This is a genomic window from Pseudomonas oryzagri, from assembly GCF_020831405.1.
GTDB lineage: Bacteria > Pseudomonadota > Gammaproteobacteria > Pseudomonadales > Pseudomonadaceae > Geopseudomonas > Geopseudomonas oryzagri.
Genome location: NZ_JAJHPU010000015.1, coordinates 155,676 through 170,029, shown reverse-complemented (window position 1 = coordinate 170,029; position 14,354 = coordinate 155,676). Strand labels below are relative to the sequence as shown.

Here is a 14,354-nt window from a genome sequence, read left to right as displayed (position 1 = left end):
CAGTGGTCGTGGTGGAAAATCGCTGCGCGAGTTTTCCACGGGGTGGCCATCCACCCTACGGCTGGTCGGTTCCGCGTAGGGTGGACAACGGCGCAGCCTTGTCCACCATGGTCCGGCCTCAGGCCTCCTCCAGCTCCACCAGCGCGGTGCCTTCGCTGACCAGTTCGCCCTCGCTGCAGTACAGGCCCTTGACCACCCCGGCCTGCGGCGCGCGGATGCTGTGCTCCATCTTCATCGCCTCCAGCACCACCAGCGCGGTGCCGGCCTCGACGTGCTGGCCGGCCTCGACCAGTACGCGGACGATGCTGCCGTTCATCGGCGCGGTCAGCCCGCCGTGGTGGGCATGGCTGGCCTCGGCCTCGGCGATCGGGTCGACGCGCTGCACGCTGCGCAGCTCGCCGGCCCACTCCAGGTACAGGCTGTCGCCGCGGCGCAGCGCCAGGTGCTGGCGGCGCACGCCGTCCTGCTCGACCCACACTTGCTCGCCGTGCAGGCTGACCCGGGCGGCGCCATCGCCGCGCAGGCGCACCTGCTGCTGGGTCTCGCCGCAGCGCAGCAGCAGGTCGGTCTCCGCCGGCAGGCCGGCGCGCCAGCCGCTGGTGGCGCTCCACGGCGAGTACGGATCGTCGCCGCGCCGGCGCGGCGTCTCGCTCAGCACGAAGGCCTGCGCGGCCAGTTGCCAGAAGCCCTCCGGCAGGCCGCCGGCCAGCGGCAGCAGCTCAGCCTGGTGACGGGCGATAAAGCCGGTATCCAGCTCGGCGGCGGCGAATGCCGGGTGGGCCAGCACGCGGCGCAGGAACGCAAGGTTGGTCCTGACCCCGCCCACCGCGGTCTCGGCGAGCATGGCCAGCAGGCGCTGGCGGGCTTCCTCGCGGTTCTCGCCCCAGGCGATCAGCTTGCCGAGCATCGGGTCGTAGAACGGCGACACCGTGTCGCCCTCGGCGACGCCGCTGTCGACGCGCCGGCCGGGCCCTGCGGCCGGCTCGCGGTACAGCTCGAGCGTGCCGGTGGCGGGCAGGAAGTCGTGGTCCGGGTCCTCGGCGTACAGGCGCACCTCGATGGCGTGGCCGTTGAGCGGCACCTGCGCCTGGCTGATCGGCAGCGGCTCGCCGCGGGCGACGCGGATCTGCCAGGCGACCAGATCGAGGCCGGTGATCGCCTCGGTGACCGGGTGCTCCACCTGCAGGCGGGTATTCATCTCCATGAAGAAGAACTGGCCACGCGCATCCAGCAGGAACTCCACGGTGCCGGCGCCGACGTAGCCGATGGCCTGGGCGGCCTTGACCGCCGCCTCGCCCATGGCGCGGCGCAGTTCGGGGGAGAGGCCGGGGGCCGGCGCTTCCTCGACCACCTTCTGGTGGCGGCGCTGGATCGAGCAGTCGCGCTCGTTGAGGTACAGGCAGTTGCCGTGCTTATCGGCGAACACCTGGATCTCCACGTGACGCGGCTTGAGCACGTATTTTTCCACCAGCATGCGCGAATCGCCGAAGGCCGCCTTGGCCTCGCGCTGCGCCGAGGCCAGCGCCTCGGCCAGCTCGCTTTCGCGCTCGACCACCTTCATGCCCTTGCCGCCGCCGCCGGCAGCGGCCTTGAGCAGTACCGGATAGCCGATGGTCGCCGCGGCGCTGCGGAAGGTCTCGAAGTCCTGGGCCTCGCCGTGGTAGCCGGGCACCAGCGGCACGCCGGCGGTTTCCATCAGCGCCTTGGCCGCCGACTTGCTGCCCATCGCCTCGATGGCGCTGGCCGGCGGGCCGAGGAACAGCAGGCCGGCCTCTTCGATGGCGCGGGCGAAGCCGGCGTTCTCGGAGAGAAAACCGTAGCCGGGGTGGATGGCCTGGGCGCCGCTGGCGCGGGCCGCGGCGATCAATTTGTCGACCAACAGGTAGCTGTCGGCCGGCTTGGCGCCGCCCAGATCGACCGCGCAGTCGGCCTCGCGCACATGGCGGGCGCTGGCGTCGATGGCGCTGTGCACCGCGACGCTGCGGATGCCCAGGGCGCGGGCGCTACGGATGACCCGGCAGGCGATCTCGCCGCGGTTGGCAATCAGCAGGGTTGTAATCATTGTTCTGGCTCCCGATGTGGCTGCTGCCTGGTGTTCAGTGGTTCTGCCACTGCGGCTGGCGTTTCTCCAGGAAGGCGCGCAGGCCCTCCTGGCCTTCCGCGCTGACGCGGATGCGCGCGATGGCGCTTTCGGTGTAGCGGCGCAGGGCCGGCGACAGGGCGCCGCTGCCGACTTCCTTGAGCAAGTCCTTGGTCGCCTTCATCGCCTGCGGGCTGTTTTGCAGCAGGTTGGCGAGCCACGACTCCAGCGCGGCGTCCAGCTCGGCGGCCGGGTAGCACTCGGCGAGCAGGCCCAGTTCGCGGGCGCGGCTGCCCGAGAAGCGCTCGGCGGTGAGCGCGTAGCGGCGCGCGGCGCGCTCGCCGATGGCCTGCACCACGAACGGGCTGATCACCGCCGGGGCCAGGCCGATGCGCACCTCGGACAGCGAGAACTGCGCGTCCTCGGCGCCGATGGCGATGTCGCAGCAGGCGGCCAGGCCCACCGCGCCACCGAAGGCCGCGCCCTGCACCACGGCGAGGGTCGGCAGCTTGAGGTGGTAGAGGTTGTACATCAGTTCGGCCAGCGCCTGGGCGTCGCGCAGGTTGGCGTTGTAGTCGAGTTCGGCGGCCTCGCGCATCCAGGCGAGATCAGCGCCGGCGGAGAAGTGCTTGCCGCGTCCGCGCAGCAGCAGGAAGCGCAGCTCGCCACGGTCCTGGACGACGTCCAGCGCCTGGATCAGCTCCTGGATCATCTCGCCGTTGAAGGCGTTGTTCTTGTCGGCGCGGTCCAGCCACAGGGTGGCGAAGCCGCGCGGGTCGAATTCGAGTTGTACGGTCTGGAAGTCGCTCATGGTCACAGCCATCCGGTTGGGCGGGCCCCCTCGCGGGGAGGGGGCGCAAGGGCGTTACATGCGGAACACGCCGAAGCGGGTCGGCTCGATCGGCGCGTTGAGCGTGGCGGACAGCGCCAGGGCGAGCACCTCGCGGGTCTGCGCCGGGTCGATCACGCCGTCGTCCCACAGCCGCGCGCTGGAGTAGTACGGGTGCCCCTGGCGCTCGTACTGCTCGAGGATCGGCTGGCGGATGGCTTCCTCCTCGGCGGCGGAGAAGCTCTTGCCGCTGCGCTCGACCTGCTCGCGCTTGACCTGGGTGAGCACGCCGGCGGCCTGGGCGGCGCCCATCACGCCGATCCGCGCATTCGGCCACATCCACAGGAAGCGCGGGTCGTAGGCGCGCCCGCACATGCCGTAGTTGCCGGCCCCGAAGCTGCCGCCGATGATCACGGTGAACTTCGGCACGCTGGCGCAGGCCACCGCGGTGACCAGCTTGGCGCCATGTTTCGCAATCCCTCCCGCCTCGTACTTCTGCCCGACCATGAAGCCGGTGATGTTCTGCAGGAACAGCAGCGGGATGCCGCGTTGGCAGGCCAGTTCGATGAAGTGTGCGCCCTTTTGCGCGGCCTCGGCGAACAGGATGCCGTTGTTGGCGAGGATGGCGATCGGGTAGCCGTGCAGGCGGGCGAAGCCGCACACCAGGGTGGTGCCGAACAGCGCCTTGAACTCGTCGAATTCGCTGCCGTCGACCAGGCGGGCGATCACCTCGCGCACGTCGAACGGCTGCTTGGCGTCGGCCGGGATCACCCCGTACAGCTCGTCGCCGGCGTACAGCGGCGCGCGCGGCGCGGCGGCTTCCAGCGTGCCCTGCTTGCGCCAGTTGAGGTTGGCCACGCAGCGGCGGGCGATGGCCAGCGCGTGGGCGTCGTTCTCGGCATAGTGGTCGGCCACCCCGGAGGTCTTGCAGTGTACGTCGGCGCCGCCCAGCTCCTCGGCGGTGACCACCTCGCCGGTGGCGGCCTTCACCAGCGGCGGGCCGGCGAGAAAGATGGTCGCCTGGTTGCGCACCATGATGGTCTCGTCGGCCATCGCCGGCACGTAGGCGCCGCCGGCGGTGCACGAGCCCATCACCACGGCGATCTGCGGGATGCCCTGGGCGCTCATGTTGGCCTGGTTGAAGAAGATCCGCCCGAAGTGCTCGCGGTCGGGGAACACCTCGTCCTGGCGCGGCAGGTTGGCGCCGCCGGAGTCGACCAGGTAGATGCACGGCAGGCGGTTCTGCTGGGCGATGCTCTGCGCGCGGATGTGCTTCTTCACCGTCAGCGGGTAGTAGCTGCCGCCCTTCACGGTGGCGTCGTTGCCGACGATCATGCACTCGACGCCCTCGACCCGGCCGATGCCGGCGACCACGCCGGCGGCCGGCACGTCCTCGCCGTACACCTCGAAGGCGGCCAGCGCGGAGAGTTCGAGGAAGGCCGAGCCCGGGTCGAGCAGGGCGTTGATGCGCTCGCGCACCAGCAGCTTGCCGCGCGCGCTGTGGCGCTGCTGGGCAGCCACGCCGCCGCCCTCGCTGATGCGGCCGAGCAGGGCGCGCAGGTTGTTGACCTGCTCGCGCATCGCCGCGCTGTTGGCGGCGTACTCGGGCGAGCGGGTGTTGATCTGGGTATGCAGGATGGCCATGGGCTCACTCCGTCGGGATCGATCGCTCCCACGCTCCGGCGTGGGAGTGCCGCGTGTGGACGCTGGGCGTCCGTCCGGGGTGCCCACGCGGGAGCGTGGGCACCATCGTGCTTACTTGGTCTCGTTGAACAGCTCGCGGCCGATCAGCATGCGGCGGATCTCGCTGGTGCCGGCGCCGATCTCGTAGAGCTTGGCGTCGCGCAGCAGGCGCCCGGTGGGGAACTCGTTGATGTAGCCGTTGCCGCCGAGGATCTGGATCGCCTGCAGGGCCATCTGGGTGGCGTTCTCGGCGGTGTAGAGGATCACCCCGGCGGCGTCCTTGCGGGTGGTCTCGCCGCGATCGCACGCCTGCGCCACCGTATAGAGGTAGGCGCGGCTGGCGTTGAGTTGGGTGTACATGTCGGCGACCTTGCCCTGGATGAACTGGAACTCGCCGATGCTCTGGCCGAACTGCTTGCGGTCGTGGACGTAGGGCACCACCACGTCCAGGCAGGCCTGCATGATGCCGGTCGGACCGCCGGCGAGCACCACGCGCTCGTAGTCCAGACCGCTCATCAGTACGCGCACACCGCCGTTGAGCTGGCCGAGGACGTTCTCCTCCGGCACCTCGACGTCGTCGAAGAACAGCTCGCAGGTGTTGGAGCCGCGCATGCCCAGCTTGTCGAACTTGCTGCCGCGCGAGAAACCCTTCCAGTCGCGCTCGACGATGAACGCGGTGATGCCGTGCGGGCCCTTGTCCAGGTCGGTCTTGGCGTAGATCACGTAGGTGTTGGCGTCCGGACCGTTGGTGATCCAGGTCTTGCTGCCGTTGAGGACGAAGCGGTCGCCTTTCTTATCCGCGCGCAGCTTCATGGAGACCACGTCGGAGCCGGCGTTGGGCTCGCTCATCGCCAGCGCGCCGACGTGCTCGCCGCTGATCAGCTTGGGCAGGTACTTGGCCTTCTGCGCGTCGGTGCCGTTGCGCTTGATCTGGTTGACGCACAGGTTGGAGTGGGCGCCGTAGGACAGGGCGACCGACGCCGAGGCGCGGCTGATCTCTTCCATGGCCACTACGTGGGCCAGGTAGCCCATGCCGGCGCCGCCGTACTCCTCGGGCACGGTGATGCCCAAGAGGCCCATCTCGCCGAACTTGCGCCACATGTCCATCGGGAAGGTGTTGGTGGCGTCGATCTCGGCGGCGCGCGGCGCCAGCTCGCTGGCCACGAAGGCGCTGACCTGGTCGCGCAGCATGTCGATGGTTTCGCCGAGGGCGAAGTTGAGGCTCGAGTACGTCATGGAACCACCTTTGTCTGTCTTGTATTGTGCGGTTTGCGGGGTCGCTCGGTGACCGCCGCGCCGGGCGCTGGCGGTGCTCGCACCGACCTGCCATCCCGCCCCTGGGAGCTGCCTTCCAGCTTAGCGCCGATGCGTCTGCCAGGGGATTTCGCGGTGGCTTGTCAGTGCATCACCTTTACGTTAACGTAAACAAACCCCGCGACGACTGTCAACACACAGACCGCCGTCGGGAGCGCAAACTCAGAAGTACAAACCTCATAACAAACATAAGACTGAGGGATCCTATGAGTCTTCCGAGCTACACCTGCGGCCCGCAGGACAAAGACCTGCTGGCCATGACCATCGGCGCGGCCTTCGACCGCACGGTGGCCCGCTTCCCTCAACGCGATGCGCTGATCGTTCGTCACCAGGGCCTGCGCTACACCTGGAGCGAGCTGGCCGAGGCGGTCGACCGCTGCGCGCGGGCGTTCATCGCCCTCGGTCTGCAGCCCGGCGAGCGGCTGGGCATCTGGTCGCCCAACTGCGCCGAGTGGTGCATCACCCAGTTCGCCAGCGCCAAGGCCGGCGTCATCCTGGTCAACATCAACCCCGCCTACCGCCTCAACGAACTCGAGTACGCGCTCAAGCAGTCCGGCTGTCGCTGGCTGATCTGCGCCGACGCGTTCAAGACCTCCGACTACCATGCGATGCTCGGCGAGCTGCTGCCGGAGCTGGCGCCCAGCGCGCTGGGCGCCCTGCACAGCCACATGCTCCCCGAGCTGCGCGGGGTGATCAGCCTCGGCAGGCAGCCGGCCGACGGCATGCTCGGCTGGCAGCGCCTACAGGCGATGGCCGTGGATGTCGGCCCCGAGCAGCTGCGCGAGCGCGGCGAGCTCTTGCAGTTCGACGAGCCGATCAACATCCAGTACACCTCCGGCACCACCGGCTTCCCCAAGGGCGCCACCCTCAGCCACTACAACATCCTCAACAACGGCTTCATGGTCGGCGAGAGCCTCGGCCTCACCGAGCAGGACCGCCTGGTCATCCCGGTGCCGCTGTACCACTGCTTCGGCATGGTGATGGGCAACCTCGGCTGCCTGACCCACGGCAGCACGATGATCTACCCGAGCGCCGCCTTCGAGCCGCTGGCCGCCCTGCAGGCGGTGGCCGAGGAGCGCGCCACCGCGCTGTACGGCGTGCCGACCATGTTCATCGCCATGCTCGACCATCCCGAGCGCGGCGGCATGGATCTGTCCAGCCTGCGCACCGGCATCATGGCCGGCGCCACCTGTCCGATCGAGGTGATGAAGCGGGTGATCAATGAGCTGCACATGAGCGAGGTGCAGATCGCCTACGGGATGACCGAGACCAGCCCGGTGTCCACCCAGACGGGTCCTGCCGACGATCTGGAGCGCCGCGTCACCAGCGTCGGCCGCACCCAGCCGCACCTGGAGAGCAAGATCGTCGACGAGCACGGCCGCGTGCTGCCGCGCGGGCAGATCGGCGAGCTGTGCACCCGTGGCTACAGCGTGATGCTCGGCTACTGGAACAACCCGGAGGCGACCCGCGAGGCCATCGACGGCGCGCGCTGGATGCACACCGGCGACCTGGCGACGATGGACGAGGAGGGCTACATCAAGATCGTCGGCCGCAACAAGGACATGATCATCCGCGGCGGCGAGAACGTGTACCCGCGCGAGATCGAGGAGTTCCTGTTCACCCACGAGGCGGTGGCCGACGTGCAGGTGATCGGCGTGCCGGACAGCAAGTACGGCGAGGAGATCGTCGCCTGGGTCAAGCTGCATCCGGGGCACAAGGTCGAGGGCGAGGCGCTGCGCGAGTTCTGCAAGGGGCGCATCGCCCACTTCAAGATCCCGCGCCACGTGAAGTTCGTCGACGACTTCCCGATGACCATCAGCGGCAAGGTGCAGAAGTTCCGCATGCGCGAGATCAGCGTGGTGGAGCTGGGTATCAATTCGCACTGAGCGGTGCGTACACCCTCTCCCGCGGGCGGGAGAGGGGCGGGGAGAGGGTGGTCAGCCCGCTCGCCCTCACTCCCGGCCCCTTGCTGATCGTTCCCACGCTCCGCGTGGGAACGCCGCCCGGACGCTCCGCGTCCCTCCCGCCGTGCTCGACGAAGGGCGCAGGAGCGCCCGGACCGGGTGCCCACGCGGGAGCGTGGGCACCATCAAACTGATAGATGAAGGACCATTGCATGACCGCCGCGATCAGCCGTTTCCCCGTCCCCGAATCCCTCGACGACCTGCCGCCCGACCTGCGCGAGCGCATCCTTGCCGTGCAGGAGCGCGCCGGCTTCGTGCCCAACGTGTTCCTGATGCTGGCGCACCGCCCGGAGGAGTTCCGCGCCTTCTTCGCCTACCACGACGCGCTGATGGAGCGCGAATCCGACAGCCTGACCCTGGCCGAGAAGGAGATGATCGTGGTGGCCACCAGCGCCCGCCACGGCTGCCTGTACTGCGTGGTGGCGCACGGCGCGCTGCTGCGCATCTACAGCAAGCAGCCGCACCTGGCCGACCAGATCGCCGTCAACCACCGCAGCGCCGCCATCGGCGAGCGCCAGCGGACCATGCTCGACTTCGCCCTGTACCTCTCCTTCGCGCACGGCGTGCTCGACGACGCCTGGCAGGCGCGGCTGACGAGCGTCGGCTTCAGCCTGGACGACATCTGGGACATCGGCGCCATCGCCGCCTTCTTCAGCCAGTCCAACCGCCTGGTGTCGCTGGCCGGCACTCCGCCCAACGACGAGTTCTACCTGATGGGCCGGGTGCCGCGCGCACCGCGTGACTGACCCTGCAAAAGGCGCATGGCGGGTGCTTGCCGGGCGTCGCTTTGTGCTGTTAACGTAAACGTCAAGGCCTCCCCGGCCTGCGCCTCATCCAACAAAAACAATCAAGGTTAGAGGGCACCCCATGGCACCAGAGTTCGTGCTGGAAACACGCGGCCTGACCAAGGAATTCCGCGGTTTCACGGCGGTCGATTCGGTCGATCTGCGTGTACGCAGCGGCCACATCCACGCGCTGATCGGTCCCAACGGGGCCGGCAAGACCACCGTCTTCAACCTGCTCACCAAGTTCCTCACCCCGACCCGCGGCGAGATCCTCTACTACGGCAAGCCGATCACCGGCATGAAGCCCAACGAGATCGCCCGCCTGGGCCTGGTGCGCTCCTTCCAGATCTCCGCGGTGTTCGGCCACATGAGCGTGCGCGACAACGTGCGCGTGGCCCTGCAGCAGCGCGAGGGCAACTCCTTCCACTTCTGGAAGCCGGCGCGCTGCCTGGATGCGCTCAACGAACGCGCCGAGCAGCTGCTCGCCGAGGTCGACCTGCTGTCCTTCGCCGACACCCTGACCGTCGAGCTGCCCTACGGCCGCAAGCGGGCGCTGGAGCTGGCCACCACCCTGGCGCTGGAGCCCAAGGTGCTGCTGCTCGACGAGCCGACCCAGGGCATGGGCCACGAGGACGTCGACATGGTGGTCGGCCTGGTGCGCCGCGCCGCCGTCGGTCGCACCGTGGTGATGGTCGAGCACAACCTCAGCGTGGTCAGCCGCCTGTGCGACCGCCTCACCGTGCTGGCGCGCGGCTCGATCCTCGCCGAGGGCGACTACGCCACCGTGTCGGCCAACCCGCAGGTGCGCGAGGCCTACCTGGGCAGCGAGGCCGCCGCTCTCGAGGAGGCGCACTGATGACCAGCCTGCACACCAATCCGGACTTCGAGCAGCTGCGCATCAGCGACCTGCACGCCTTCTACGGCGAGTCGCACATCCTCCACGGCATCGACATGCGGGTGCGCCGCGGCGAACTGGTGACCCTGCTCGGCCGCAACGGCGCCGGGCGCACCACCACCCTGCGCGCGATCATGAACCTGGTCGGCCGGCGCACCGGCTCGATCATGATCAACGGCAACGAGACCATCGGCAGCGCCGCGCACCTGATCCCGCGCCTGGGCGTCGGCTACTGCCCGGAGGAGCGCGGCATCTTCGCCAGCCTCAACGTCGAGGAGAACCTGCTGCTGCCGCCCACCGTGCGCAGCGGCGGCATGAGCCTCGACGAGATCTACGCGATGTTCCCCAACCTCTACGAGCGGCGCTTCAGCCAAGGCACCCGGCTGTCCGGCGGCGAGCAGCAGATGCTGGCCATGGCGCGCATCCTGCGCACCGGCGCCAACCTGCTGCTGCTCGACGAGATCACCGAGGGCCTCGCCCCGGTGATCGTCCAGAAGCTCGGCGAGGTGCTGCTCAAGCTCAAGGACAAGGGCCTGACCATCGTCCTGGTCGAGCAGAACTTCCGCTTCGCCGCACCGCTGGCCGACCGTCACTACCTGATGGAGCACGGCCAGATCGTCGAGGAGATCAGCGCCGCGCAACTGCCGGCGAAGAAGGAGCTGCTCAACGCCTGCCTGGGCGTCTGAACCCGAACCCGTAACACCCCGCGACCGGCGCGCGGCGGCGTGGCTCTGCCCCACGCCGCCCGCTCCGGCCGCGGGCCGCGCAACACCTGGTCGATCTGTACAACAACAAAAACCAAGCACAGTGGGTACATACCATGAAGCTGTTCCAGAAGACTGCTAGCGCCATCCTCGTCTCCAGCCTGATCGCCGGCGCCGCCCAGGCGCAGGTCAGCGACGACGAAATCCGTATCGGTTACCTCGCCGACATGTCCGGCACCTACCGCGACCTCGCCGGCCCGGGCGGCCTGGAGGCCCTGAAGATGGCCGTCGAGGACTTCGGCGGCAGCGTCGACGGCAAGAAGATCGTGCTGTTCAACGCCGACGACCTCAACAAGCCCGACGTCGGCGCCAACACCGTGCGTCAGTGGGTCGACGAGAAGAACGTCGATATGGTGACCGGCCTGGTCGCCAGTTCGGTGGTGCTGGCCGCGGTCAAGGTGGTCGAACAGGCCGACAAGCTGGCGCTGATCTCCGGCGCCGCCTCCTCGGGGATCACCAACGAGTACTGCTCGCCCAACCATATCCACTGGACCTACGACACCTACGCGCTGGCCAACGGCACCGCCAAGGCGGTGCTGGCCGGCGGCGGCAAGAGCTGGTACCTGCTGACCGCCGACTACGCCTTCGGCCACGCCATGGAGGCCGACATCAGCAAGGTGGTCAAGGAGGGCGGCGGCGAGGTGCTCGGCTCGGTACGCCACCCGTTCCCCAGCACCGACTTCTCCTCCTACGTGCTGCAGGCCCAGGGCTCCGGCGCCCAGGTGGTCGCCCTGGCCAACGCCGGCGCCGACACCGTCAACGCGCTGAAGACCGCCAGCCAGTTCGGCGTCACCCAGTCCGGCCAGCAGCTGGCCGGCATGGTGGTGTTCCTCAACGACATCCACGCCATGGGCCTGGAGGTCACCCAGGGCCTGAAGCTGACCACCGGCTGGTACTGGGACATGAACGACGAGACCCGCGCCTGGGCCAAGCGCTACCACGCGCGTTTCGGCAGCATGCCGACCATGGCCCAGGCCGGCGTCTACTCGGCGACCATGCACTACCTGAACGCGGTCAAGGCCACCGGCAGCGACGACACCAAGACCGTGCGCGCCAAGATGGCGGAAACCCCGATCAACGACATGTTCGCCAAGGGCGGCAAGATCCGCGAGGACGGCCGCATGGTCCACGACATGTACCTGGTGCAGGTGAAGACCCCGGCCGAGTCCAAGGGCGAGTGGGACCTCTACAAGGTCCTCAGCACCATCCCGGGCGACCAGGCCTACCGCCCGCTGGCCGACAGCCAGTGCAAGCTGGTCAACAAGGTGGCGAAGAACTGATCGACCGCCGGCTCCCGCGCGCGGCGCGGGAGCGAGCCATCCACCCGGCCCGCGCGGCCGGGTGTCGCGGACTTCCTGTGGGTGGTGACTCATGACTCTGATATTCGGTATTCCGCTGGGCGTGCTGCTCGGCCAGCTGCTGCTCGGCCTGATCAACGGCGCCTTCTACGCGCTGCTCAGCCTGGGCCTGGCGATCATCTTCGGCCTGCTGCGCATCATCAACTTCGCCCACGGCGCGCTGTACATGCTCGGCGCCTTCGCCGCGCTGCTCGGCCTCCAGCACCTGGGCGTCAATTACTGGATGGCGCTGGTGCTCTCGCCTTTGGTGGTCGGCGCGCTCGGCATGGCCATCGAGCGCCACCTGCTGCGCCGCATCGCCGGCGAGGACCACCTGTACGGGCTGCTGCTGACCTTCGGCCTGGCGCTGATCCTCGAGGGCGGCTTCGTCAAGCTGTTCGGCGTCTCCGGCGCCTCCTACCCGACCCCCGACCTGCTCAAGGGCGGCGTCAACCTCGGCTTCATGTTCCTGCCCGGCTACCGCGCCTGGGTGGTGGTCGCCGCGTTGGTGGTGTGCTTCGCCACCTGGTTCATGATCGAGCGCACGCGCCTCGGTTCCTACCTGCGCGCCGGCACCGAGAACCCCAAGCTGATGCAGGCCTTCGGCATCAACGTGCCGCTCTTGATCACCCTCACCTACGGCTACGGCGTGGCGCTGGCCGCTTTCGCCGGGGTGCTCGCCGCGCCCATCTACCCGGTCAGCCCGACCATGGGCGCCAACCTCTTGATCGTGGTGTTCGCCGTGGTGGTGATCGGCGGCATGGGCTCGATCATGGGCGCCATCGTCACCGGCCTGGCCATGGGCCTGATCGAGGGCCTGACCAAGGTGTTCTATCCGCAGGCGGCCAGCACCGTGGTGTTCCTGGTCATGGTGATCGTCCTGTTGTTCCGTCCTGCGGGACTGTTCGGTAAGGAGGCGTGAGCATGTCGAGTGTCGAGAACCTTCCGCTGGCCGCGCTGCAGCCGAGCGTGGAGCAGGAGCGCATGCGCGCCGCCCGGCGCCGCAGGGTCGGATTCTGCCTGGCGCTGCTCGGCGTGGCGCTGGTCGCGCCGCTGGCGATCTACCCGGTGTTCCTGATGAAGCTGTTGTGCTTCGCCCTGTTCGCCTGCGCCTTCAACCTGCTGCTCGGCTACGCGGGGCTGCTGTCCTTCGGCCACGCCGCCTTCCTGGCCACCGGCGGCTACGTCACCGGCTACCTGCTCAGCCAGTACTCGGGGCTGTCCACCGAGCTGGGCATCCTCGCCGGCACCGTGGCGTCCGGGGTGCTCGGCCTGGGCTTTGGCCTCTTGGCGATCCGCCGTCAGGGCATCTACTTCGCCATGATCACCCTGGCGCTGGCCCAGCTGGTGTTCTTCGTCTACGTGCAGGCGCCCTTCACCGGCGGCGAGAACGGTCTGCAGGGCGTGCCGCGCGGCCACCTGTTCGGCCTGATCGACCTGTCGAGCAACCTGGCGATGTACTACTTCGTGCTTGCGGTGTTCGTGTTCGGCTTCGCGGTGATCCAGCGCACCATCCACTCGCCCTACGGCCAGGTGCTCAAGGCGATCCGCGACAATGAGCCGCGCGCCATTTCGCTCGGCTACAACGTCGCCGCCCACAAGCTGTTGGCCTTCGTCATCTCGGCGACCCTCACCGGCCTGGCCGGGGCGACCAAGACGGTGGTGTTCCAGCTCGCCTCGCTGACCGACGCGCACTGGCACATGTCCGGCGAGGTGATCCTGATGACCCTGCTCGGCGGCGTCGGCACCGTGCTCGGCCCGCTGGTCGGCGCCGGTGTGGTGGTGACCCTGCAGAGCTACCTGTCCAACGGCCCTCTGGGCGACTGGGTGCACGTGATCCTCGGCGTGATCTTCGTGCTCTGCGTGCTGCTGTTCCGCGCCGGCATCGTCGGCTGGCTGCGCAAGCTGGTGCGGCGCAACTTCAAGTGAACTCCCGATAGAGAAGAGAAACGATGAAGATACTGGTCGCGGTAAAACGCGTGGTCGATTACAACGTCAAGGTCCGCGTCAAGGCGGACAACTCCGGCGTCGACCTGGCCAACGTCAAGATGGCCATGAACCCCTTCTGCGAGATCGCCGTCGAGGAAGCCGTGCGCCTGAAGGAAAAGGGCATCGCCAGCGAAGTGGTGGTGGTCTCCGTAGGTCCTGCCGCTGCTCAGGAGCAACTGCGCACCGCCCTGGCCCTCGGCGCCGACCGCGCCGTGCTGATCGAAAGCGACGCCGAACTGGGCTCGCTGGCCATCGCCAAGCTGCTCAAGGCCGTGGTCGACAAGGAACAGCCGCAGCTGGTGATCCTCGGCAAGCAGGCCATCGACAGCGACAACAACCAGACCGGCCAGATGCTCGCCGCGCTGACCGGCTTCGCCCAGGGCACCTTCGCCTCCAAGGTCGAGATCGCCGATGGCAAAGCCAACGTCACCCGCGAGATCGACGGCGGCCTGCAGACCGTTGCGCTGAAACTGCCGGCCATCGTCACCACCGACCTGCGCCTCAACGAGCCGCGCTATGCCTCGCTTCCGAACATCATGAAGGCCAAGAAGAAGCCGCTCGACGTGCTGACTCCCGAAGCCCTCGGCGTGTCCACCGTCTCGACCGTGAAGACCCTCAAGGTCGAAGCGCCGGCTACCCGCAGCGCCGGGATCAAGGTCAAGTCGGTGGCCGAACTGGTCGAGAAACTGAAGAACGAAGCGAAGGTGATCTGAG

General features: G+C 68.4%; 12 protein-coding genes. 8 read left to right on the top strand and 4 right to left on the bottom strand.

Features of this window, described 5'->3' with window-relative positions:
- Positions 1-118: 118 nt before the first annotated feature.
- From LMJ29_RS04090 to LMJ29_RS04075, 4 genes are all read right to left on the bottom strand, one after another.
- Positions 119-2,062 carry an acetyl/propionyl/methylcrotonyl-CoA carboxylase subunit alpha gene (locus LMJ29_RS04090; RefSeq protein WP_229604236.1) on the bottom strand — a complete coding sequence of 648 codons (1,944 nt, stop codon included), beginning with the start codon at positions 2,060-2,062 and terminating at the stop codon, positions 119-121.
- 34 nt (positions 2,063-2,096) lie between these two features.
- Positions 2,097-2,891, bottom strand: coding sequence for a gamma-carboxygeranoyl-CoA hydratase (locus tag LMJ29_RS04085; RefSeq protein ID WP_229604235.1), 795 nt, complete (start codon positions 2,889-2,891; stop codon positions 2,097-2,099).
- Positions 2,892-2,945: 54 nt separating this feature from the next.
- The gene (locus LMJ29_RS04080; protein ID WP_229604234.1) at positions 2,946-4,553 is read right to left on the bottom strand and encodes a carboxyl transferase domain-containing protein; all 1,608 of its coding nucleotides are present in this window, start codon (positions 4,551-4,553) and stop codon (positions 2,946-2,948) included.
- A 111-nt stretch (positions 4,554-4,664) separates the two neighbouring features.
- Complete coding sequence (locus LMJ29_RS04075) at positions 4,665-5,828, bottom strand: isovaleryl-CoA dehydrogenase (protein WP_229604233.1); 1,164 nt, start codon at positions 5,826-5,828, stop codon at positions 4,665-4,667.
- Between the two features lie 284 nt (positions 5,829-6,112).
- Between LMJ29_RS04075 and LMJ29_RS04070 the strand changes: the two genes are divergently transcribed.
- The 8 genes from LMJ29_RS04070 to LMJ29_RS04035 all read left to right on the top strand — a co-directional run bounded on the left by LMJ29_RS04070 (position 6,113) and on the right by LMJ29_RS04035 (position 14,353).
- On the top strand, positions 6,113-7,792 hold the full coding sequence (locus LMJ29_RS04070; protein ID WP_229604232.1) for an AMP-binding protein: 1,680 nt from the start codon (positions 6,113-6,115) through the stop codon (positions 7,790-7,792).
- A 230-nt stretch (positions 7,793-8,022) separates the two neighbouring features.
- The gene (locus LMJ29_RS04065) at positions 8,023-8,616 is read left to right on the top strand and encodes a peroxidase-related enzyme (protein ID WP_229604231.1); all 594 of its coding nucleotides are present in this window, start codon (positions 8,023-8,025) and stop codon (positions 8,614-8,616) included.
- 121 nt (positions 8,617-8,737) lie between these two features.
- Entirely contained in the window at positions 8,738-9,511 is a 774-nt protein-coding gene (locus LMJ29_RS04060; protein ID WP_229604230.1) for an ABC transporter ATP-binding protein, read from the top strand.
- Positions 9,511-10,236, top strand: coding sequence for an ABC transporter ATP-binding protein (locus LMJ29_RS04055; RefSeq protein ID WP_229604229.1), 726 nt, complete (start codon positions 9,511-9,513; stop codon positions 10,234-10,236). Before LMJ29_RS04060 ends, LMJ29_RS04055 begins: the two co-directional genes overlap by 1 nt.
- 134 nt (positions 10,237-10,370) lie before the next feature.
- Positions 10,371-11,594 (top strand): ABC transporter substrate-binding protein, encoded by a 1,224-nt coding sequence (locus tag LMJ29_RS04050; RefSeq protein WP_229604228.1) that lies wholly within the window; start codon positions 10,371-10,373, stop codon positions 11,592-11,594.
- A 91-nt stretch (positions 11,595-11,685) separates the two neighbouring features.
- Positions 11,686-12,573, top strand: a complete 888-nt coding sequence (locus LMJ29_RS04045) for a branched-chain amino acid ABC transporter permease (RefSeq protein WP_229604227.1) — start codon at positions 11,686-11,688, stop codon at positions 12,571-12,573.
- A 2-nt stretch (positions 12,574-12,575) separates the two neighbouring features.
- Complete coding sequence (locus tag LMJ29_RS04040; protein WP_229604226.1) at positions 12,576-13,580, top strand: branched-chain amino acid ABC transporter permease; 1,005 nt, start codon at positions 12,576-12,578, stop codon at positions 13,578-13,580.
- A 23-nt stretch (positions 13,581-13,603) separates the two neighbouring features.
- Positions 13,604-14,353, top strand: coding sequence for an electron transfer flavoprotein subunit beta/FixA family protein (locus LMJ29_RS04035; RefSeq protein WP_229604225.1), 750 nt, complete (start codon positions 13,604-13,606; stop codon positions 14,351-14,353).
- Position 14,354: the final 1 nt, after the last annotated feature.